The sequence below is a fragment of the Rhodococcus globerulus genome (genome assembly GCF_019334125.1).
GTDB lineage: Bacteria > Actinomycetota > Actinomycetes > Mycobacteriales > Mycobacteriaceae > Rhodococcus_F > Rhodococcus_F globerula.
In genome coordinates this window covers 5,709,885-5,732,041 of sequence record NZ_CP079698.1, presented here as the reverse complement: position 1 = coordinate 5,732,041, position 22,157 = coordinate 5,709,885, and the positions used below count along the sequence as shown (strand labels likewise).

Here is a 22,157-nt window from a genome sequence, read left to right as displayed (position 1 = left end):
GGCGAGTGCACGTACACGAAGGAAGTAGGGACCTCACGAGATGGCACGCATCGGCGACGGCGGGGATCTGCTCAAGTGTTCTTTCTGCGGTAAGAGCCAGAAGCAGGTCAAGAAACTCATTGCAGGACCCGGGGTGTACATCTGCGACGAGTGCATCGACCTCTGCAACGAGATCATCGAGGAAGAACTGGCCGAGTCGAGTGAGGTCAAACTCGACGAGCTGCCGAAGCCCGCGGAGATCCGCGATTTCCTCGAGAACTACGTCATCGGTCAGGACTCCGCCAAGCGGACGCTCGCAGTGGCTGTGTACAACCACTACAAGCGTATTCAAGCCGGCGACAAGGGCCGCGATGCCCGCGGCGAAACCGTCGAACTCGCAAAATCCAACATCTTGATGCTCGGCCCCACCGGCTGCGGTAAGACGTATCTCGCGCAGACCTTGGCGAAGATGCTCAACGTTCCGTTCGCGATTGCGGACGCAACGGCCCTGACCGAGGCGGGTTACGTCGGTGAAGACGTCGAGAACATTCTGCTCAAGCTGATTCAGGCTGCGGATTACGACGTCAAGCGCGCCGAGACCGGCATCATCTACATCGACGAGGTCGACAAGATCGCTCGCAAGAGCGAGAACCCCTCGATCACCCGGGACGTCTCCGGTGAGGGTGTTCAGCAGGCTCTGCTCAAAATTCTAGAAGGCACGCAGGCCAGCGTTCCGCCGCAGGGTGGGCGCAAGCATCCGCATCAGGAATTCATCCAGATCGACACCACGAACGTGCTGTTCATCGTCGCTGGTGCGTTTGCCGGCCTCGAACGCATCGTGTCCGATCGGGTAGGCAAGCGCGGCATCGGCTTTGGTGCCGAGGTGCGCTCCAAGGCAGAACTCGACACAGTCGATCGTTTTGCCGAGGTCATGCCCGAGGATCTGATCAAGTTCGGTCTGATTCCCGAGTTCATCGGCCGTTTGCCGATGATCGCGTCGGTCACCAATCTCGACAAGGCGTCGCTCGTCCAGATTCTGTCCGAGCCCAAGAACGCTCTGGTGAAGCAGTACCGTCGACTGTTCGACATGGACGGCGTGGAACTCGAGTTCACCGAGGAAGCCCTCGACGCGATTGCCGATCAGGCCATTCTCCGTGGCACCGGTGCCCGTGGGCTGCGCGCCATCATGGAAGAAGTTCTTCTCCCCGTGATGTACGACATCCCCAGTCGCGACGACGTCGAGAAGGTTGTGGTGACCGCCGAGACCGTCATCGACAACGTTCTGCCGACTATCGTCCCGCGTAAGCCGGAGCGCGGCGAACGCCGCGACAAGACGGCTTAACGTCAAAACAGGCTTAACGTCAAAACAACTGTGGCCCGGCATCTCTCGCGAGATGCCGGGCCACAGTTGTTTGTGGGGTGTTCGGCTAGATCGGGTTGCCGAGTTCCTTGAGCGGGGTGCGGAAGGTTTCCTTGGCGGTGAAGGCTGAGATCGCACAGATGACGCAGGCGACCGAGGTCAGAATTGCGACGGGCATCCAGTGTGTCTTGTCGCCGCCCATCAGAGCGTTGCCGATGGCGGGTGCAAAGCCGGCGAGCGCAAATCCGACCTGGGTTCCGATTGCGATACCCGAGTAGCGGACCTTGGTGTTGAACATCTCGGAGTAGAACGACGGCCAGATGGCGTTGGGTGCCGCGTAGAAGACGGACATCAAGCCGATTGCCGCAAGGAAGATGAGCGGAACGTTTCCACTGGCGATCGCACCGAAGTAGACGTAGATGAAGACCGCGCTGCCCAGTGCGCCACCGACGAAGAGCGGTCGACGGCCGATTCGGTCGGACAATATCGCCCAGGCAGGCTGGCTGATCAGTGCGACAGCGTTTGCGGCAATGGCAACCCACAGCATCGTGGACTTCGGGATTCCCACTTCTTCAGTGGTAGCGAAGGCAAGACCGAACACGGAGAAGATGGTCGACACGACGGCGATGAAGGCGCAGCAGATGACGCGGACCAGATTTGCGCTGTGTGTGCGAAGCAGGTCGGCGACGGGGAGCTTCGCAACGGCCTTGGATTCCTGCTGCTCGATGAACTCTTCGGGCTCTTCGAGCTTGAGTCGCATGATGTAGGCGGCAATGAGAACGATCAGGCTGCCCCAGAACGGGATTCGCCAACCCCAGGTGTAGAGAATGTCGTCGGGCAGCGCCGCGATGGGGAGGAATACCAGGCTGGCGAGGATGAATCCGGCTTGAGTGCCGTTGAGCGTCCAGCTGCAGAAGAAGGCGCGTCGGCCTTCCGGTGCGTGTTCGAGAGTGAGTGAGCTCGCGCCACTCTGCTCGCCGGCCGCGGAGATGCCCTGGGCGATGCGCATCAGGACGAGCAGTATCGGCGCGAACACTCCGATCGAGTCGGCGCTCGGGATGCATCCGATGAAGAAGGTGGCCGCGCCCATCATGATGAGTGTCAGCAGCATGATCTTCTTGCGGCCGACGCGGTCGCCGAAGTGTCCGAGAACCACGGCGCCGACGGGACGCGCGATATAGGCAACTCCGAATGTCGCGAGGGAGAGCAGTGCCGCGTGCCCGCTGTCGGGGAAGAACACCGTCGGGAAGATGAGCGCGGCGGCTGATGCGTAGATGTAGAAGTCGTAGTACTCGAGCATGCTGCCGAGGAACGACGACGTAGCGGCGCGTTTGACCTTGGTGGTGTCTGTTGTGGGCAAGTGCCCTGCCTCAGGTCCCGACGGTGTGACCGTGCTAGCTGACATGCTCATCTCCTGGTGGAAGCGAAAGTGGAGGGCTCTACATCCGCGACGTGGTGTTCGGCGTACTTGTTCGTACTTTGAACGTTTGTGCGGAGAGCGATACACAGAATGTAACTGACGCCACACCGACTACACAAGATTATTAACCAAATAGTTCATAAAAATCTAGCTACGTTTCGGTTGGTTATCGAAACCCCAGTTCAGAGAGCTATGGCTGAGGCCGCTGTGTGGCCGCAACCAGTTCGGCTACCTGCTCCTGCGTGATGCCGAGGCCGAAGGCCGCGAGTTTGCCGAGCGGCATGGAACCGGCCATGGCCATCAGTTCGGGCGCTATCGGCGGGGAATCTTCGGTGGCGGCAGCGGCCATCGCGGCGCCGAGAACTGGGCCTCCGACCGGATGTGCGAACCACTCGGCGATGGTCGACATGGCGTTCAGCGGGCGAGGTCCGATGTTTCCCGGCAGGGTGATCCTGTCCGTGGTTGCAATGTCGCGCGAGGAGAAGCCGACGCGAACGTCGTAGTCACCGGCTTCGACGGCCCAGTCCTGGTCCTTGGCGGACCAGTAGGAAAATGCGCGCGGGTCGAGTGTGATCGTCGTGGTTGTCGATTGCCCGGCTTCGAGGTGGACTTTGGCAAAGCCCTTCAGCTCTTGGGTAGGGCGGTCGACGGCAGAGCCCGCGTCGTGGACGTATACCTGGACAACCGTGCTGCCGGCTCGATCACCGGTGTTGAGCACGGTCACCGTGATCTCGGCAGAATTTTCTCCAGTGGTGATTGCGGTGTCGGTGACGGCAAAGGTGGTGTAGCTTCGCCCGAAGCCGAAGGGGTAGGCAACGTCGTGGTCGACGGAGTCGTAGTAGCGGTATCCCACATACAAACCTTCCCCGTATCGGACGTGTTGCGCAGATCCCGGGAAATGAAGGTATGACGGGTTGTCTTGCAGCCGAAGGGGAATCGTCTCGGTGAGGTGGCCGGACGGGTTGACGAGACCGAACAGGATGTCGGCGATCGCCGACCCGCCTGCCTGGCCGAGAAGCCATCCTTCGAGGATGGCGGCGGCGTACATGCGCCACGGGTTGATCGAGACGACGCCACCGTTGGACAAGACCACGACGGTGTTCGGATTGGTGCTGTGCACTGCTTTCAGCAGGGCGATCTGGTCGGCGGGCAAGTCGATGTCCGAGCGGTCGAACCCCTCGGATTCGGTGGCTGACGGGAGGCCGAGGAAGAGGACGGCCACGTCGGACCTGCGGGCAGCGTCGACGGCTTCGGTGACTTTGTCGCTGTCCGGGGTGCCGTCGAAGGTGAATCCCGGAGCGAAGGTCACGCGGTCGGAACCCGCGATGGCCAGGATTGCGTCCAGCGCATTGTCGAGGGTGGTCGGTACTACCTGCGAACTGCCGGCGCCCTGGTACCGCGGACTGCAAGCGAACTCGCCGATGACCGCGACGGTCTGCCCTCCCGGGGTCAGGGGGAGGATCTCGCCGTCGTTTTCGAGGAGGACCGCGGATTCGGCGGCAGCGGTCCGGGCGAGTTCATGGTGATTCGCAGCGTCGTAGGTGTGGCCCTCGATCCGAGCGCCTGCGGTACGGTCGACCAGCGTCGCCACCCGCTCGGCAGCTGTGGTCACGACGGATTCGCCGAGGTGGCCGTTGCGCACGGCGTCGACGATCTGTCCGTCGGCGCCCGAGGGAGGCATCTCCAAATCCAGACCGGCGGCAATCGCCGCAACCCGGTCGTTCACGGCTCCCCAATCGGAAACGACAAGGCCGTCGAATCCCCACTGCTCGCGCAGAACTTCGGTGAGCAGCCAATGGTTCTGGCTCGCGTAGACGCCGTTGATCTTGTTGTACGAGCACATCACCGTGGTGGGCGCTGCCGTGGTGACCGCGTACTCGAATCCAGCGAGGTATATCTCCCGCAGGGTTCGCTCGTCGATATCGGCGCTGACCCGCATGCGGTCGTGTTCTTGGTTGTTGGCGGCAAAATGCTTGAGCGACGTACCGACGCCGCGGGACTGAATACCGATGATCAGTGCGGCAGCAACGCGGCCGGATACGAAGGGATCCTCGGAGACGTACTCGAAGTTCCGCCCGCACAAGGGGGATCGTTTGATGTTGATACCGGGGCCGAGAAGGACCGAGACCTGCTCGGCTTTGGCTTCGTCGCCCAGCGCTTCGCCGACGCGGCGGATGAGGTCGAGATTCCAGGACGAACCGAGTCCGACGGCCGGCGGGAAACACGTGGCCGGGATGCTCTGACCGAGCCCGAGCGCGTCACCGCCCTCCGGTTGTTTGCGAACGCCGTGCGGGCCGTCGGTCAGCAGTATCGACGGAATTCCGGCGACATCCTGGCTGTGCCAGAAATCCGATCCCGAGGTCAAGGAAGCCTTGTCCTCGAGTGAAAGTCCCTGCGCGCTGTTCTCGGTCACGTGTGTCCTCCCGGTTGCGAGTGCTCCGAAGTCAATTAGTTGGTAGTCGGTCAGGCGGGGGTAGGCGCCGTCAGGAAAGCGACGACCATGTCGCCGAGCATGGTTCGCAGGTGCTCGCGATGCGTCGGGGCGATGAGGTCGCGGTCGAAGAGCGCTTTGAATGTGTAGCGGTTGGCGATGCGGAAGACGCAGAAACTGCTGATCAGCATGTGCACGTCGAGAGCATCGACGTCTTCTCGGAACGTGCCGGCCTTCTGGCCGTCGAGGAGGATCTGTGACACCAGGTCCGCGGCGGGAGCGCCGAGTCCGCTGAGAACTTCGGACTTCTCGATGTACTCGCCGCGCAGCATGTTCTCGTTGGCCACCAGGCGAATGAAGTTCGGGTGCTGCTCGTGGTGATCGAAGGTGAGTTCTGCAAGTGCGCGAACAGCTGCCGTCGGATCAAGGCCCTCGAGATCGAGTTCACGCTCCTGCGCCCGGATTACGCTGTACGCGTGTTCCAGAACCGACTTGTACAGCCCTTCCTTGTCGGTGAAGTAGTAGTAGATCATGCGTTTTGTGGTGTGAGTCTTGGTGGCGATCTCGTCCACGCGGGCTCCGGCGAAACCCTTGTCGGCAAACTCCTCGGTCGCGACGGCGATGATGTTCACTCGGGTGAGATCGCTGTTTCGACGTCGTTTCTCGGGCTTGGATGCCAGTGCATTCGCGGAGTGCTCGGAGACCATGGACCTCACTCTATCTGCGACGGAGTTGGGTGAGTTCCTTGTCGAGTGCGCGTCGGAGGAGTAGTGTCCGATAAATTAACTCACTAGTTCGTACATTAGCTTCGAGGTGACCCGATGGCAGTATCAAGACCGATCCTGGTTCTCAACGGACCCAATCTCAATCTGTTGGGGCAGCGCCAACCGGAGTTCTACGGTCGGGACACCCTTGATGACGTAGTTGCCCGCTGTGAGGTCGCGGCCGCAAACTTCGGTGCCGTCGTCGAGGCAAAGCAATCGAATCACGAGGGTCAGCTCATCGACTGGATCCACGAGGCGCGCGGAAGAGTTGCCGGCATCGTGATCAATCCCGGCGGCTATTCGCACACGTCGGTCGCCTTGCGGGATGCGCTGGTCACGCTGGAAGCTCCCGTTGTCGAGGTCCATATCAGTAACATTCACAGTCGTGAAGGCTTCCGTCAGCACTCGTACGTGTCCGGAATTGCAGACGCCGTCATCTGCGGACTGGGGATCGACGGATACAGCGCCGCAGTCGAGTTCGTGTGCGTCCGAGGAGAAGAGAACTGATGAGCGAGACAATTCTCTGTGGCCTTATCGGCACAGGAATCGGTGCGTCCTTGACACCGATCATGCACGAGGAGGAGGGACGGGCGCAGTCTCTGCCGTACGTCTACCGCATCCTCGATCTCGACGTGATGGGGCTGGCGCCGTCGGATATCGGTGAACTGCTCACCTACGCCAAGCGTTTCGGCTTCCGTGGCCTCAACATCACCCACCCATGCAAGCAGCTGGTGATCGAGCATCTCGACGAATTGTCGGCTGACGCAGCAAAACTCGGAGCCGTCAATACGGTTCTCTTCGAGGGCGGCAAAGCGATCGGTCATAACACCGACTGGTCCGGCTTCGGACGTAACTTCGACACGGGACTCCCCGGCGCGAAGCTGGACCGGGTGGTCCAGCTCGGTGCAGGCGGCGCGGGTGCTGCCGTTGCGTATGCGGCGCTGACGCGCGGAGCTCGCGTGCTGACATTGGTGGATTCGAGTCTTGCTCGGGCGCAGGAACTTGCGCGGACGTTGGCAGTGCAGTTTCCCACTCAGAGCGTGGTAGCGAAGCACACCGACGACCTGGCCGATGCACTCGCCGGCGCCGACGGGTTGATTCATGCCACCCCGATGGGAATGGCCGCGCACCCCGGTATGGCGTTCTCCCCGGATCTTCTGCGCCCGGACCTGTGGGTTGCGGAGATCGTGTACCGCCCCCTCGAAACAGAGCTCCTTCGCCAGGCGCGCTTGATCGGTGCCCCGACGCTCAGTGGCGGCGGGATGACCGTTTTCCAAGCCGTCGACGCCTTCCGGATCTTCACCGGTATCGAGCCGGACAGTGATCGGATGCTCGCCCACATGACTGCCCTTGTCCAGGGCGAGCAGGCGGCGGTAGCCCGATGAACACGCCGGTTCGAACGTCGATAGCAACCGTGTCACTCAGTGGCACCCTCGAAGAAAAGCTGGTTGCGATTTCCGCGGCGGGCTTCGACGGTTTTGAGGTGTTCGAGCCGGATTTTGTCGCCTCGCCGTGGTCGCCGAAGGAACTGCGCACGCGGGCCGCGGATCTGGGGCTGACCCTGGATCTGTATCAACCGTTTCGTGATTTCGATTCCCGGAGCGAGGATCAATTCGCCCGGAATCTTGTTCGGGCGCAGCGCAAGTTCGAGCTCATGGAAGAGCTGGGCTGCGAAACACTGCTTGTGTGTTCCTCGCCGTTGCCGACGGCAAGCCATGACGACGGTCAGTTGGTCGAACAATTCTCGGCGCTGGCAGAGCTGGCGTCCGAGCACGGCAAGAAGGTGGCGTACGAGGCGCTGGCCTGGGGCGGACACGTCAATACTTACCGGCATGCGTGGAAGATCGTCGAGGAAGTCGATCACCCGTCACTCGGAACCTGCTTGGACAGCTTCCACATCCTGTCCCGCGGTGACGATCCCGCTGGAATCCGGGATATCCCCGGTGAGAAGATATTCTTCCTGCAGTTGGCCGACGCACCGTTCATGGCGATGGACATCCTTCAGTGGAGCAGGCATCACCGAAACTTCCCGGGGCAGGGCAGCTTCGACCTGAGCACTTTTGCCGGGCACGTCCACGCCGCCGGCTACACGGGACCGTGGTCACTCGAAATCTTCAACGACGTGTTTCGTCGGGCCGACACACAGCGAACGGCAGTCGACGCCCACCGGTCGCTGCTCCACTTGGAGGAGCAGGTGTCCGCCGCCGTGTCGGTCGGGGATGGACCCGAGTTGTTCACGGCACCGGAGCGGACTCCGCTCGAAGGTATCGTCTCGCTGCGCGTCGCGGCCGGACCGGCCAAGCAGGATCAGCTTCACACGATGCTGTCTTCGGTGGGCTTTCACCTGGTCGGACGCCATCGTGATCACGATCTGCAGTTGTGGCGCCACGGCCTTCTGACCATCGCCGTCGACGCGACGGCTGGGACGGTGTGGAGCGCGCCCGGTCTCCCGGCCGACCTGCCGGTTCTCACTCAGATCGGTATCCGCGCAACTGAACCCGAGGTGTGGGGCCGGCGAGCACTCGCGCTGGAGGTGCCGGTCGAACAGGTGCGGTTGCCAGGTTCGGCGGACGAGAATGCCGAAGTTCCGGACGTCGTCCGCCTGAAGGTCACCGACGCGACGTCGATCGACCTACGCGGCCCAGGCAGTGCGGCGGCGTGGGAATCGGCGTTCGACATCTACCCGCTCTCGGCCGCCCGCAACCGCGCGGAGGCGTCGGTGCTCACGGGCATCGACCATGTTGCCCTTGCCGTCCCGGCCGAGAGTTGGGACTCCGTCATGCTGCTCCTGCGGTCTGTCTTCGAGATGCATCCGCACGAGGGGCTGGATGTCACCGATTCTGTGGGACTCATGCGGAGCCAGGCGCTCACCCTCGTTCAGGACGGTTCGGGAAACACTCTGCGTATCTCGCTGAACATGGTGGACGGCAGCCGAAGTGGGTTGCCCACCGTGCGCCGCGGCGGCGTCAGCCACGTTGCCTTCTCGTGTGAGAATATTTTTGCCGCGGCAGCCACCATGGCGGACTGGGGCTATGCGCCGCTTCCCATATCGCCGAATTACTACGAAGATCTCGAAGCGCGCTTCGGTCTCAATGCCGAACTGCTCGACCGTATGCGCGGCGCGGGAATCCTCTACGACGCGGATGCTCACGGCGAGTTCTTCCACCTGTTCACCCCGACCGTCGGCGCCGACCTGTTCTTCGAGGTCGTTCAACGCGTGGGTGGGTACGAGGGTTACGGCGAGGTCAACTCCGCTGTGCGACTGTCGGCTCAGCTGCGCGCGGAGTAGCGACGACCTCGATTCGGTGCGGGTGGGAGTAGACGTTCATCGAATCGCCGCGGATGAAACCGGCAAGCGTCAGTCCCGACTCCTTTGCCAGTTCCACGGCAAGTGACGACGGAGCCGAGACGGCACCGAGGATCGGAATGCCGGCCATGACGGCCTTCTGGACGAGTTCGAACGACGCCCTGCCGCTGACGATCAAGATCGTGTCGTACAGGGGTACTCGGCCGTCGGTGATGGCCCAGCCGATCACCTTGTCTACCGCATTGTGACGGCCGACGTCCTCGCGGAGAGCAAGCAGTTCGCCTGTGGTGGTGAACAATCCGGCTGCGTGCAAGCCGCCGGTGGTCTCGAAGATGCGCTGTCGTCGTCGAAGCGTGAGCGGCATTGACGACAGCGTGGTCGAGCGGACGGTGGTGGTGTCGCCGACCAACGGGTGCTTGGTGGTTGTCCGGACGGCGTCGAGTGAGGTTTTGCCGCACACTCCGCACGCGGAACTGACGACGGTGTTGCGGTCGGTGGTGTGGTCGGGCAACGGCACTCCGGGAGCCAGAGCGATGTCGAGGACGTCGTACGTGTTTGCACCGGTCTCGTCGACGCCGTCGCAGTAGCGAACGATGCTGACATCGTCACGGGTGGCGATGACGCCCTCGCTGAGAAGAAATCCGTGCACGAGGTCGACGTCGTTGCCCGGTGTTCGCATCGTCACCGCCAGCACCTGGCCGCCGACCCTCATTTCGAGTGGTTCCTCGACGGCAAGTGTGTCGGGGCGGGTGAGCACTCGATCGCCCGAGATTCGAACGACCGGTGTTCGTGCGGTGACTCGTCCCATCTCATGCGCCTGATGCTTCGAGTCGAACGGTGACGGCCTTCGAGACCGGCGTGTTCGACTTGGCTGCAACGTGTTCGAGGGGAACGAGCGGATTTGTCTCCGGGTAGTACGCCGCAGCATTGCCACGCGGCGTGTCGTAGGAGACGATGCGGAATTCCGTGACCCGCCGCTCTTCCAGTGTGCCGTCAGGTGTTGTCCACTCGGACACGATGTCGACGAGATCGCCGTCGCGGAATCCGAGTGCGGTGATGTCGTCGGCGTTGACGAGAATGACCTTGCGGCCGCCCTTGATCCCGCGGTAACGATCGTCGAGGCCGTAGATCGTGGTGTTGTACTGGTCGTGGCTTCGCATGGTCTGCAGAATCAATCGGCCGCTAGGGGTGGGCAGCCACTTCAGTTCGTTGACGCCGAAGTTGGCTTTGCCGGTGTGCGTGTGGAATTCGCGCGAATCGCGCGGCGGGTGTGGCAATTGGAATCCGTCGGGTTGGCGGACGCGGGTGTTGTAGTTCTCGCAGCCCGGCACGACGCGTGAGATGGAGTCGCGGATCAGGTCGTAGTTTCCCTCGAAGGCGGACCAGCGTACGGAGTGATCACTGCCGAGGAGTTCGCGGGCGAGTTGGCAGATGATGGCGACTTCACTGCGCAGGTATGGGCTGACCGGGTTCAGTCGCCCGCGCGAGAGGTGCACCATCGACATGGAATCCTCCACGGATACCAGCTGTTTGCCGCCGGCTTGGACGTCGAGGTCGGTGCGGCCCAAGGTGGGGAGGATGATCGCGGTTTGCCCGTGGACAACGTGGCTGCGGTTCAGTTTGGTGGAGACCTGAACGGTGAGTTCGCATTGGCGCAGCGCGGTTTCGGTGGCCGCGGTATCGGGACTGGCCTGGATGAAGTTGCCGCCCATCGCCATGAAGAAGCTTGCCTTGCCTGCGTTCATGGCCCGGATCGCGTCGACGGTGTCCCAGCCGTGCTTTCGCGGCGCCGTGATCTTGAACTCGGTGTCGAGAGCGGCCAGGAATTCTTCCGGCATCTTTTCCCAGATGCCCATCGTGCGATCGCCCTGGACATTGGAGTGCCCGCGAACGGGGCAGACACCGGCGCCTGGCTTGCCCATCATTCCGCGCATCAGCAGGAGATTGACGGCTTCCTCGATGGTCGCGACTCCGTGTGCCTGCTGAGTCAGACCCATCGCCCAGCAGATGACGGTGCGTTCGGAACGAGCGAGGGCCGACGCTGTTTCGGTCAGTTGCGCCATCGTCAGCCCGGTTGCTTCGAGAACGGTGTCGAGATCAACAGCGCGAACGTTCTTTTCGTAGTCGTCCCAGCCCGCGCAGTACGTGTCGACGAATGCGCGGTCGACGACCGTGCCCGGGTTGCGGTCCTCTTCCTCGAGGAGAAGTCTGCCGAGTCCCTGGAACAACGCCATGTCGCCGCCGAGACGAATCTGCAGGAATTCGTCCGCGATGTCGACACCGTGACCGACCACGCCGGAGACCTTCTGCGGATCCTTGAAGCGTCGCAGTCCGGCCTCGGGAAGCGGGTTGACTGCGATGATCTTGGCGCCGTTGCCTTTTGCCTTCTCGAGTGTCGAGAGCATTCGAGGGTGATTGGTGCCCGGGTTTTGCCCGGCGATGAGTATGAGGTCGGCGTTTTCGAGGTCGGGAACCGTCACGGAGCCCTTGCCGATGCCGATCGACGCGGTGAGGGCGCTGCCCGACGATTCGTGACACATATTCGAGCAGTCCGGCATGTTGTTCGTGCCGTAGCTGCGAATCATCAACTGGTACAGGAACGCGGCCTCGTTGGAGGTGCGACCGGACGTGTAGAACACGGCTTCGTCAGGGGAGGTGAGGGAAGTCAGGTGATCGGCGATCAGCGCGTAGGCGCCTTCCCAATCGATGGGTTGGTAGTGCGTCGCACCGGGAGTGAGCACCATCGGGTGCGTCAGGCGTCCTTGCTGACCGAGCCAGAAGTCGGTCTTGCCGTCGAGTTCCGCGATCGAGTGCTCGGCGAAGAACTCCGGTGTGACGGTGCGCAGAGTCGCTTCCTCGGCAACAGCCTTTGCGCCGTTCTCGCAGAACTCGGCGGGCTTGCGGTGACCTGGAGTTTCGGGCCACGCGCAACCGGGGCAGTCGAAACCGTGGCGTTGATTGAGCCTGGCCAAGGTGCGCGCGGTCCGGAGAGCGCCCATCTGTTCGACACCACGTTGCAACGAGACGAGGACAGCGGGAACGCCCGCGGCGTAATCCTTCGGGTGCGTGACCTCGAGGTCGGATTCGTCGATGTCCTTGATGGGGCCCTTGCGCGTCATGACTCCATACTCTCCCGAATGCGACGGGTATGCCATGAAAGCGGAAATGTGTGTCGCGTCGCCTTGCCGGTACGCTCGCACGATGGGTGTGAACGTGCGGCCGGCTGAAACCGCAGATATTCCAGCACTTGCAGAAGTCCTCGCAGACGCGTTCGAGGATGACCCGCTGATGGTGTGGATACTGCCCGACGAGGAATCTCGACGCGCGCGGTTGGCACGTTTGTTTGCCGCCGAAGTTCGCTATCACCACCTGGCCGGAGGTGGGTCGGAAGTAGCGGTCGACGAGAACGGCGTGATCGGGGGAGCGGCACTCTGGGATCCGCCGGGGCGATGGAAGCAGTCGACGTGGGAGTCCGTGATCAGTTTTCCGGCGGTGGTGCGCGCATTGGGAACCCGCATGATGGTGGGTGCCGAAGTGGGTGGGGTCCTCGAGAAGGCTCACCCACAGACGCCGCACTGGTATCTCGCCACCATCGGTACCGGAGCACAGGCGCGCGGCGGCGGGTACGGCAAGGCGCTGCTGAACTCAAGGCTCGATCGGTGCGATCGCGATCGGATACCGGCTTATCTCGAATCCAGTAAGAAGGAGAACATCCCGTACTACAACCGTTTCGGGTTCGTAGTGACCGATGAAATCGTGATACCTGATGGAGGACCTACCGTTTATCCGATGTTGCGGGAGCCGAAGTGATGTTGCCTGAGCTGCACGGCGGTACGCCGTTCGACGAGTTGGACGATTACATCGCCTTGCCGAGACTGTCGGGTCTGGCACTCTCGGTGGACGGATCGAGGCTGATCTGTGGGCGCGCGGTTCTCGACGACACCGGTACCGAATACGTATCGTCGCTGTGGGAATTCGATCCGCAAGGCCGTCGGCAGGCCAGGCGATTGACCTGGGGCACAACCAGCGAGTCCGGTGCCACGTTTGCTTTCGACGGCGACATCCTCTTCACCGCAACACGTTCCGTGCCGGGGGAGGACTCGCCGCAACCGGCACTGTGGCGGTTACCTGCCGACGGTGGTGAGGCGAGCGTGGTGTGCCGTCGCGGCAGCGGCGTGTCTTCGGTGACGGCCGCGCGGTCGGCCCCGACCTTTGTTGCGCACACCCCGGTGATGGCGTCGGCGCGTGGGCTGGAGCACGACGACGAGATCCGCGCGGCCCGCAAGGACGGCAAGGTCACGGCGATGCTCCACACCGGTTATCCGGTGCGGCACTGGGATCACGATCTGGGGCCGGATCAACCGCATCTTGTTGTCGGGGAATCCGATTCGGAGGGTGCTGTTGTTCTGCGCGACGTGACACCGAGCGCCGGTGCGGCACTGCGCGAGGGTTCGATGTCGATCAGCGCTGACGGTTTGTTTGTCGTGTCCACGTGGGCCGTGGGAGATTCCGGCGCTGCCCGTCGCTCGACCATCGTGCGGATCGACACGGTGAGTGGGGATCGAGCCACACTGGTGGACGATGCCGAGGCCGACGTGCACAGTCCGTCCGTATCTCCGGACGGCACTCGCGTCGCGTTCATTCGCGAAACTCTCACAACTCCGGATCATGCGCCACGAGTGTCCTTGGGGCTCTACGATTTCCGAACGGGCGCCGTAACCGCTGTTGCCGACGGCTGGGATCGCTGGCCGACGTCGCTCGCGTGGCTCTCGGACGGATCGGGCTTGGTCGTCACTGCCGACGATGGCGGTCGCGGGCCCGTCTTCACCATCGATCTGTGGGGTCAGCCTGTGCGGCTGACCAAGGATGCTGCCGCCTACACCGACATTCGAGTGTCTGCGGAGGGTGAGTTCCTCTACGCGCTGCGCGCATCGTACGAGGCTCCGCCGCACGTGGTGCGTATTGCTCTTCGCTCGGGTGAGGTATTGCCGTTGCGCGGGCCTGACGCGTTGCCGGAACTGCCCGGCACCCTGACGGAGATCAGCGCCAGGGCGCAGGACGGGACACAGGTTCGGAGTTGGTTGGCGTTGCCGACCGGTGCTGCTGCTCATGCGCCGGTGCCGTTGTTGTTGTGGGTGCACGGTGGTCCGTTGAATTCGTGGAACACGTGGTCGTGGCGGTGGAACCCCTGGCTGTTGGTGGCAAAGGGGTACGCGGTGCTGTTGCCGGACCCGGCCTTGTCCACGGGATACGGCCAGGACTTCGTGCAGCGGGGGTGGGGCCAGTGGGGCAAAGCTCCCTTCACCGACTTGATGGCTGTGACCGACGCCGCCGTGGCACTTCCCGAGATCGATCCGAACCGCACCGGCGCAATGGGCGGTTCATTCGGTGGCTACATGGCGAATTGGATTGCCGGCCATACCGACAGGTTCGACGCGATTGTCACCCACGCGAGCCTGTGGGCGCTGGATCAATTCGGTCCGACGACGGATTCGGCGTGGTATTGGCAACGGGAAATGTCACCGGAAATGGCCGTCGACAACTCACCGCACCTCTACGTGGCGGATATCAACACCCCGATGTTGGTGATTCACGGCGACAAGGACTACCGCGTTCCGATCGGTGAGGGGCTGCGCCTTTGGTACGAACTTCTTGCGGAGTCCGGATTGCCTGCCGACGCTGACGGAAAGACCGATCATCGGTTCCTCTACTTCCCGGACGAGAACCACTGGGTCCTCAAACCGACGCACACCAAGATTTGGTACGAGGTGGTGATCGCTTTCCTGTCCGAGCACATCCTGGGTGAGGACGTCTCCCTGCCGGAGATACTCGGCTGATCAGGACTGTCGGCGCCTCACATCGCGGCAAACGTCGCCGTGAGGAAAGAGTGATTGACCCGCAACGTCGGACACGAAGGCCCGAAACATCGGCATCCGATGATCAATATCGACCTTGATTCTCGGTCGAAGGGATGCAAGGAACGATGGGCGCTCAACTCGGTACTACTCAGCTCGGAACCACTAGTGTCGACACACTCTGCGCATACTGCGGAGTGGGTTGCGGTCTGGTGCTCGACATCATCACCGATCCGGAAACGGGACGTAGGAAAGCGGCACAGTCGTCGGGTCTGAAGACTCACCCCACGAATTTCGGGCGGTTGTGCACCAAGGGCAGCACAACTGCGGACATGTTGGCCGGACCTGGGCGCATGGAGTCCGCATACCTACGGCCCAGTCGCGGCGGTGCGATCGAGGCAGCGGACATCGATGCTGTGATCACCGAGACGGCGAACCGTCTGCGCGCGATGGTCGACGAGCATGGCCCGGATGCCGTTGCGTTGTACGTGTCGGGGCAGATGTCCCTCGAAGCCCAGTACCTGTCGAACAAACTGGCCAAGGGATTCATCGGAACCAATCAGATCGAATCCAATTCTCGGCTGTGCATGGCCAGTGCCGGCACCGGTTACAAGCAGTCCCTGGGCGCCGACGGACCGCCCGGTTCCTACCAGGACTTCGAACACGCAGATGTGTTCTTCGTGATCGGCGCGAACATGGCGGACTGCCATCCGATCCTGTTCCTGCGGATGATGGAACGCGTCAAGGCGGGCGCGACATTGATCGTCGTCGACCCTCGACGCAACGCCACTGCCGACAAGGCAGACCTGTTTCTTCAGATTGCACCCGGCACGGATCTTGCGCTGCTCAACGGACTGCTGCACCTCCTGGTCGAGGACGGTCACACCGATCCCGAGTTCATCGCCGAGTTCACCGAAGGCTGGGAGGTCATGCCCAGCTTCCTCGCGGAGTACACGCCGGACAAGGTTGCTGAGATCACCGGTATTCCCGAGGCGGACATCCGCGCCGCCGCCCGGTTCATCGGTGAGGCCGGCAACTGGATGAGCTGCTGGACAATGGGTTTGAATCAGAGTACCCACGGAACGTGGAACACCAACGCAATCTGCAACCTGCATCTCGCCACCGGCGCGATCTGCAAAACCGGTAGTGGCCCGTTCTCGCTGACCGGTCAGCCGAACGCCATGGGTGGCCGCGAAATGGGATACATGGGGCCAGGTTTGCCTGGTCAGCGTGCGGTGATGTTCGACGGCGACCGTGAATTCGTCGAGGACCGGTGGGGCATCCCACACGGGTCGCTGCGCACGGACGTCGGCGGTGGGACCATCGACATGTTCACCCGGATGGCGGCCGGAGAGATCAAGGCGTGCTGGATCATCTGCACCAATCCCGTTGCAACGGTGGCCAATCGAAAGACGGTGCTCGCCGGCCTGGAGCAAGCTGAGCTTGTCATCGCACAGGACGCATTCCTCGGCACCGAAACGAACGAATACGCCGACGTTCTGCTCCCGGCGTCGTTGTGGACCGAGTCCGACGGAGTGATGATCAACTCCGAACGCAACCTGACGCTCTTCCAGCAGGCGTTGGACCCGGTCGGCCAAGCATTACCGGATTGGCAGATCATCGCCCGGATCGCGTGCGAGATGGGTTATGCCGACGCATTCACCTATACGTGTGCAGAGGACGTGTTCGAGGAGATCAAGCAGTTCTGGAATCCGAAGACCGGTTACGACCTGCGGGGCGTGACGTACGAGCGCCTCCGCAAGAACTCGATCCAGTGGCCCTGCCCACCTAACAGTGATCAGGACCGCCACCCCATTCGATACCTCAATGACGGTGTCAGTCAGCAATTGCTTGTCCGGGACGACGGCAGTACTCCGCGCCTCGCATTCCCTACCGCCAGTGGCCGCGCGTCGTTCTTCGCCCGGCCACACATGCTGCCCGCCGAAATGCCAGACGACGACTACCCGTTCCTGCTCAACACCGGACGTCTGGCACATCAGTGGCACACCATGACCAAAACCGGCAAGGTCGCCAAACTCAACAAACTCAACCCCGGCCCATTTGTCGAAATGCATCCCGACGACGCCGCTCGGTTCGGTATCGCCGACAAGGACGCGATCGAGGTTGCCTCACGCCGCGGCCGCGCGGTGCTGCCCGCTCTGGTCACCGACCGGGTGCGCCCGGGGAACTGCTTTGCGCCATTTCACTGGAACGACGCATTCGGTGAATACCTGACCATCAACGCCGTCACCAACGATGCAATCGATCCGGCGTCGCAGCAACCGGAGTTCAAGGCCTGCGCTGTCACCTTGACCAAGGTCGCCGTCAGAGCGCCGGAAGCTACTCCCGTCGAGAGGACAACGCACGTGTCGAGGGTCGACGTTCTCGCTGATGTCTTCGGTCAAACCGATGCGCCTGCACCAGCATTCGATCCACTCGAACAGCAGTATCTCGCCGGACTTCTCGCCGCGCTGCGATCGGATGCCGACCGTACGCCTGGGGTTCCGACCTTGCCACCGACTGCGCCCTTCGATTCGGGCAAGCGGATGTGGGTCGACGGTGTCCTGGCCGGCTTGTACTCACGATCTCTCGTTTCGGGTGGCCCCCCGAAGCCCGACGCGCAGCGGGAACAGATCGTTGTGCTCTGGGCGTCGCAAACCGGCAACGCCGAGGAATTTGCCGCAGCCTGTGCGACTCGGTTGGGGGGAGTCGGCTTGCCGGTGCGGGTATACGGGATGGATGAGTTCTCGGTCGCCGATCTTGCGGACACTCGTGAACTGCTGCTGATCACCAGCACGACCGGCGACGGAGATCCGCCGGACAATGGCAGCGGATTGTGGGACGCGTTGACCGGGGACGAAGCGCCTTCGCTAGCGGGGACCCGCTATTCCGTCATCGCTTTCGGTGACTCCAACTACGACGACTTCTGTGGTCACGGGCGCAAACTCGACGCTCGGCTGGCTGAACTCGGCGCAACCCGCATCGTCGATCGTGTCGATTGTGAACCGGACTACGAGGACGATGCTGCCGGTTGGTTGGACGCAGTCGCGGCTGCAGTGGGGGACGCGACTGCAGTAGGAGATCAGCCCAGCCCCGTTGTGGTCGGAACGTCTCGTGTGAGTTCACCGCCGGACAGTTCGCGCCAGTACAGCAAGAAATCTCCACTGATCACCAGCCTGACCCGAAATGTTGTTCTCAATCGCCCGGGTTCGACAAAAGATGTGCGCCAGTTGGGCTTTCATCTGCCGGAGGGCACCGTCAGCTACGAGGCCGGCGACGCCCTGGGTGTCTGGCCCCGCAACAGCACTCCGATCGTGGACGAATGGCTCTCGGTTGCCGGTCTCGACGGCGAGAGCACAGTCGAACTGGGGGAGTACGGCGCGATGACGCTGCGTACCGCGCTCTCCGAACGCCTCGAGATCACGCGCGTCAACAGTGATCTGCTGCGATTCGTGCATCAGCGGACCCGGGACACTGATCTGGCGGAACTGCTGAAGCCGGAGAACAAGGCTGTGCTCAAGGATTGGTCGTGGGGCAGGCAATCCGTCGACGTGTTGGCCCAGTCTCCGGTTCGGGCTTCCGTCGACGACTGGCTCGGTGTGCTCAAACCTCTTCAACCGCGGCTGTATTCGATTTCGTCGAGCCCGAAGGAGAATCCCAACGAGGTGCAGCTGACTGTCTCCGCCGTCCGGTACAACGTCGTGGGTGTCCCGCGACGTGGGGTGTGCTCGACGTACCTGGCCGATTACGCCGGTAGTGACGACATCGGCATCTACGTGCAAAAATCCAGTCATTTCCGGCCGCCGTCGGATCCTGCGGCTCCCATGATCATGGTGGGGCCGGGCACTGGCATCGCGCCCTTCCGAGCGTTCCTGCACGAACGGCGAGCATTGGGGCATACCGGACCGAACTGGCTGTTCTTCGGGGAACAGCACGCCGCTACCGACTTCTACTACCGCGAAGAAATCGAAGAGCTCCGCAGAGACGGATTCCTCACAGAACTCGACGTCGCGTTCTCCCGGGACCAATCGGAGAAGATCTACGTCCAGGACCGAATGCGTGAGCGGGGTGCGCAGCTGTGGGAGTGGCTGCAGAACGGCGCACACTTCTACGTGTGTGGTGACGCCGAGCGGATGGCCAAGGATGTCGACGGCGCCTTGAGCGGTGTGGTTGCACAATACGGAAAGCTTGCACCCCGTAGCGCCGAGGCATACGTCAAGGCACTGGCAGCGGAGAAACGCTACGTGCGTGACGTCTACTGATTTACGAAGCCTCAGTTGCGGCGGTGAGAGGTGCAAATTCACGCTGGACGGGGGAGTCATTAGGATCAAGGCGTGACCAGTGCAGCTCCAGAGAACCCGCAGACCCCCGCCGACGCCCTCCCCAAAAGCTGGGACCCCAGTGCTGTAGAGGCTGATTTGTATCAGGGCTGGGTGGATGCGGGTTACTTCCGCGCCGACGCCACCAGCGACAAGCCCGGATACTCGATCGTGCTTCCGCCGCCGAACGTGACCGGCAGCCTGCACATGGGCCATGCGCTCGATCACACCCTCATGGATGTTCTGAGCCGCCGCAAGCGGATGCAGGGCTTCGAAGTTCTGTGGCTGCCGGGCATGGACCACGCCGGTATCGCGACGCAGTCCGTCGTCGAGAAGCAGCTGGCAGCAGAGGGCACCAAGAAGGAAGACCTGGGCCGCGAAGCCTTCATCGAAAAGGTCTGGGAGTGGAAGCGCGAATCCGGTGGCACCATCGGCGGCCAGATGCGCCGCATCGGTGACGGTGTCGACTGGAGCCGCGAGCGCTTCACGATGGACGAGAACCTCTCGCGTGCGGTGCAGACCGTATTCAAGCGCATGTTCGACGAGGGCCTGATCTACCGCGCCGAGCGTCTGGTCAACTGGTCGCCCGTGCTGCAGACCGCGATCTCCGACATCGAGGTCAAGTTCGAGGACGTCGAAGGTGAGCTCGTTTCCCTTCGCTACGGTTCACTCGACGACAGCGAGCCGCACGTGATTGTCGCCACTACTCGTGTGGAGACGATGCTCGGTGATACCGCGGTGGCGGTCCATCCCGACGACGAGCGCTACAAGCACCTGCTCGGAACCACACTCGAGCACCCGTTCACCGGCCGTCAGATCCCGATCATCGCGGACGACTACGTCGACCCCGAGTTCGGAACCGGCGCAGTCAAGATCACGCCGGCTCACGACCCCAACGACTTCGAGATGGGCGTGCGGCACAACCTGCCCATGCCCACCATCATGGACAAGACCGGCAAGATCGCCGACACCGGAACACAATTTGACGGCATGGACCGCTTCGAAGCGCGCGTCAAGGTTCGCGAAGCTCTGGCCGAGCAGGGTCGCGTCGTCGCCGAGAAGCGCCCGTACCTGCACAGCGTCGGACACTCCGAGCGCAGTGGTGAAGCCATCGAGCCGCGCCTGTCGCTGCAGTGGTGGGTCAAGGTCGAAAGCCTGGCCAAGGCTGCCGGTGACGCAGTCCGTAACGGCGACACCGTCATTCATCCGGCCAGCCAGGAGCCGCGTTGGTTCGACTGGGTCGACAACATGCACGACTGGTGCATCTCGCGTCAGCTGTGGTGGGGTCACCGCATCCCCGTCTGGTACGGCCCCGAAGGCGAAGTTGCCAGCTTCGGTCCTGACGAGACGGCACCAGAAGGCTGGGTCCAGGACCCTGACGTTCTCGACACGTGGTTCTCCTCGGGTCTGTGGCCCTTCTCGACCATGGGATGGCCGGAGAGCACCGCCGAACTCGAAAAGTTCTACCCCACCAGCGTTTTGGTGACGGGTTACGACATCCTGTTCTTCTGGGTTGCTCGCATGATGATGTTCGGCACGTATGTCTCGGAAGACGAGTCGATCACTGCCGGAGCCGGCAAAACGGGTCCGCAAGTTCCGTTCAAGGACGTGTTCCTGCACGGGTTGGTCCGTGACCAGTTCGGTAAGAAGATGTCGAAATCGCGTGGCAACGGTATCGACCCGCTGGATTGGGTCGAGCGTTTCGGCGCCGACGCCCTGCGGTTCACACTCGCCCGCGGTGCAAACCCCGGCAGTGACCTCTCCGTTGGTGAGGATTCCGCACAGTCCTCGCGCAACTTCGCTACAAAGCTGTTCAATGCCACCAAGTTTGCACTCATGAACGGCGCTGCACCGGCACCGCTGCCGGCGCGCAGTGAGCTCACCGACGCCGACCGGTGGATTCTCGATCGCCTGGATACCGTTGCAGCCGAGGCCGATTCGGCGTTCGATCGCTACGAGTTCAGCAAGGCTTGCGAAGGCCTGTTCCACTTCGCGTGGGACGAGGTTTGTGACTGGTACCTCGAATTGGCGAAGGTTCAGTTTGCCGCCGACGAAACCGTCGCCGCCAACACCCGCGCGGTGCTCGGCAACGTGCTCGACGCATTGCTGCGCCTGCTGCACCCGGTCATCCCGTTTGTGACGGAGACCTTGTGGAAGGTCCTCACGGGCGGTGAATCGGTTGTTGTTGCCGAGTGGCCGACTCAGTCCGGCAATGCTGTCGACGCTGATGCTGCTACTCGCATCGAGGACACCCAGCGTTTGATCACCGAGGTTCGCCGCTTCCGAAATGATCAGGGCCTCAAGCCTTCTCAGAAGGTTCCGGCGCGTGCGTCCGGTCTCTCCGAAGCCGGCCTCGACGGCCAGTTTGCGTATGTCCAGGCCCTCGCCAAGCTCACCGAACCCGAAGAAGGCTTCACCGCCTCCATCTCGGTGGAGGTGCGCCTGAGCAAGGGCACAGTCACGGTCGACATCGACACCTCGGGCACCATCGACCTGGGCGCCGAGAAGAAGCGGCTCGAGAAGGACCTGACGGCAGCACAGAAGGAACTGGTCACCGCAGACAACAAGCTCGCCAACGAAGCCTTCCTCGCGAAGGCTCCCGACGCCGTCGTCGACAAGATCAAGACGCGCCGTCAGATCGCCGTCGAAGAGATCGAGCGCATCACCAACCGTTTGAAGGAGTTGGGCGACAAGTGAGCTCGGTAGAACCTCCGGAATTCGG

General features: G+C 62.4%; 13 protein-coding genes. 8 read left to right on the top strand and 5 right to left on the bottom strand.

The window, feature by feature from the left end:
- Window positions 1-40 precede the first annotated feature (40 nt).
- Complete coding sequence (clpX, locus tag KYT97_RS26180; protein ID WP_033232860.1) at window positions 41-1,321, top strand: ATP-dependent Clp protease ATP-binding subunit ClpX; 1,281 nt, start codon at window positions 41-43, stop codon at window positions 1,319-1,321.
- Between the two features lie 85 nt (window positions 1,322-1,406).
- On the opposite strand, the gene KYT97_RS26175 is transcribed toward clpX, so the two are convergent.
- The 3 genes from KYT97_RS26175 to KYT97_RS26165 form a co-directional block, all read right to left on the bottom strand.
- Window positions 1,407-2,744 carry an MFS transporter gene (locus tag KYT97_RS26175; protein WP_033232862.1) on the bottom strand — a complete coding sequence of 446 codons (1,338 nt, stop codon included), beginning with the start codon at window positions 2,742-2,744 and terminating at the stop codon, window positions 1,407-1,409.
- 205 nt (window positions 2,745-2,949) lie between these two features.
- The gene (locus KYT97_RS26170; protein WP_219111039.1) at window positions 2,950-5,172 is read right to left on the bottom strand and encodes a glycoside hydrolase family 3 C-terminal domain-containing protein; all 2,223 of its coding nucleotides are present in this window, start codon (window positions 5,170-5,172) and stop codon (window positions 2,950-2,952) included.
- 50 nt (window positions 5,173-5,222) lie between these two features.
- Window positions 5,223-5,897, bottom strand: coding sequence for a TetR/AcrR family transcriptional regulator (locus tag KYT97_RS26165; RefSeq protein WP_219111036.1), 675 nt, complete (start codon window positions 5,895-5,897; stop codon window positions 5,223-5,225).
- A 114-nt stretch (window positions 5,898-6,011) separates the two neighbouring features.
- Between KYT97_RS26165 and aroQ the strand changes: the two genes are divergently transcribed.
- Genes aroQ through KYT97_RS26150 form a run of 3 tightly spaced genes read left to right on the top strand, consistent with a single transcriptional unit; the run spans window position 6,012 to window position 9,243 of the window.
- Window positions 6,012-6,461: a type II 3-dehydroquinate dehydratase gene (aroQ, locus tag KYT97_RS26160; RefSeq protein WP_033232866.1), complete on the top strand. Its 450-nt coding sequence runs from the start codon at window positions 6,012-6,014 to the stop codon at window positions 6,459-6,461.
- Window positions 6,461-7,339 (top strand): shikimate dehydrogenase, encoded by an 879-nt coding sequence (locus tag KYT97_RS26155; RefSeq protein ID WP_172936712.1) that lies wholly within the window; start codon window positions 6,461-6,463, stop codon window positions 7,337-7,339. Before aroQ ends, KYT97_RS26155 begins: the two co-directional genes overlap by 1 nt.
- Window positions 7,336-9,243, top strand: a complete 1,908-nt coding sequence (locus KYT97_RS26150) for a sugar phosphate isomerase/epimerase and 4-hydroxyphenylpyruvate domain-containing protein (protein WP_172936711.1) — start codon at window positions 7,336-7,338, stop codon at window positions 9,241-9,243. Before KYT97_RS26155 ends, KYT97_RS26150 begins: the two co-directional genes overlap by 4 nt.
- Here the strand turns inward: KYT97_RS26150 and fdhD are convergent.
- Both fdhD and KYT97_RS26140 read right to left on the bottom strand, forming a co-directional pair.
- Window positions 9,200-10,069: a formate dehydrogenase accessory sulfurtransferase FdhD gene (gene fdhD / locus KYT97_RS26145; RefSeq protein ID WP_219111033.1), complete on the bottom strand. Its 870-nt coding sequence runs from the start codon at window positions 10,067-10,069 to the stop codon at window positions 9,200-9,202. The genes KYT97_RS26150 and fdhD overlap by 44 nt on opposite strands.
- A gap of 1 nt (window position 10,070) precedes the next feature.
- Window positions 10,071-12,380, bottom strand: coding sequence for an FdhF/YdeP family oxidoreductase (locus tag KYT97_RS26140; RefSeq protein WP_172936710.1), 2,310 nt, complete (start codon window positions 12,378-12,380; stop codon window positions 10,071-10,073).
- A gap of 82 nt (window positions 12,381-12,462) precedes the next feature.
- Here KYT97_RS26140 and KYT97_RS26135 point away from each other — a divergent pair, with 82 nt between their 5' ends.
- The 4 genes from KYT97_RS26135 to KYT97_RS26120 all read left to right on the top strand — a co-directional run bounded on the left by KYT97_RS26135 (window position 12,463) and on the right by KYT97_RS26120 (window position 22,132).
- A complete protein-coding gene (locus KYT97_RS26135) occupies window positions 12,463-13,071 on the top strand; it encodes a GNAT family N-acetyltransferase (RefSeq protein WP_033232876.1) in 609 nt (202 codons plus the stop codon).
- Window positions 13,071-15,098 (top strand): alpha/beta hydrolase family protein, encoded by a 2,028-nt coding sequence (locus KYT97_RS26130; protein WP_033232878.1) that lies wholly within the window; start codon window positions 13,071-13,073, stop codon window positions 15,096-15,098. The genes KYT97_RS26135 and KYT97_RS26130 overlap by 1 nt, the downstream gene beginning before the upstream one ends.
- A 146-nt stretch (window positions 15,099-15,244) precedes the next feature.
- On the top strand, window positions 15,245-19,378 hold the full coding sequence (locus KYT97_RS26125; protein ID WP_219111031.1) for a bifunctional nitrate reductase/sulfite reductase flavoprotein subunit alpha: 4,134 nt from the start codon (window positions 15,245-15,247) through the stop codon (window positions 19,376-19,378).
- Between the two features lie 72 nt (window positions 19,379-19,450).
- Window positions 19,451-22,132, top strand: a complete 2,682-nt coding sequence (locus KYT97_RS26120) for a valine--tRNA ligase (protein ID WP_116102844.1) — start codon at window positions 19,451-19,453, stop codon at window positions 22,130-22,132.
- Window positions 22,133-22,157: the final 25 nt, after the last annotated feature.

Coding starts and splice junctions, on each gene's coding strand:
- KYT97_RS26165 (WP_219111036.1), bottom strand. CDS start 5,897: ATGGTCTCCGAGCACTCCGCGAATGCACTGGCATCCAAGCCCGAGAAA.
- aroQ (WP_033232866.1), top strand. CDS start 6,012: ATGGCAGTATCAAGACCGATCCTGGTTCTCAACGGACCCAATCTCAAT.
- KYT97_RS26175 (WP_033232862.1), bottom strand. CDS start 2,744: ATGTCAGCTAGCACGGTCACACCGTCGGGACCTGAGGCAGGGCACTTG.
- KYT97_RS26150 (WP_172936711.1), top strand. CDS start 7,336: ATGAACACGCCGGTTCGAACGTCGATAGCAACCGTGTCACTCAGTGGC.
- fdhD (WP_219111033.1), bottom strand. CDS start 10,069: ATGGGACGAGTCACCGCACGAACACCGGTCGTTCGAATCTCGGGCGAT.
- KYT97_RS26135 (WP_033232876.1), top strand. CDS start 12,463: ATGGGTGTGAACGTGCGGCCGGCTGAAACCGCAGATATTCCAGCACTT.
- clpX (WP_033232860.1), top strand. CDS start 41: ATGGCACGCATCGGCGACGGCGGGGATCTGCTCAAGTGTTCTTTCTGC.
- KYT97_RS26155 (WP_172936712.1), top strand. CDS start 6,461: ATGAGCGAGACAATTCTCTGTGGCCTTATCGGCACAGGAATCGGTGCG.
- KYT97_RS26140 (WP_172936710.1), bottom strand. CDS start 12,380: ATGACGCGCAAGGGCCCCATCAAGGACATCGACGAATCCGACCTCGAG.
- KYT97_RS26130 (WP_033232878.1), top strand. CDS start 13,071: ATGTTGCCTGAGCTGCACGGCGGTACGCCGTTCGACGAGTTGGACGAT.
- KYT97_RS26125 (WP_219111031.1), top strand. CDS start 15,245: ATGGGCGCTCAACTCGGTACTACTCAGCTCGGAACCACTAGTGTCGAC.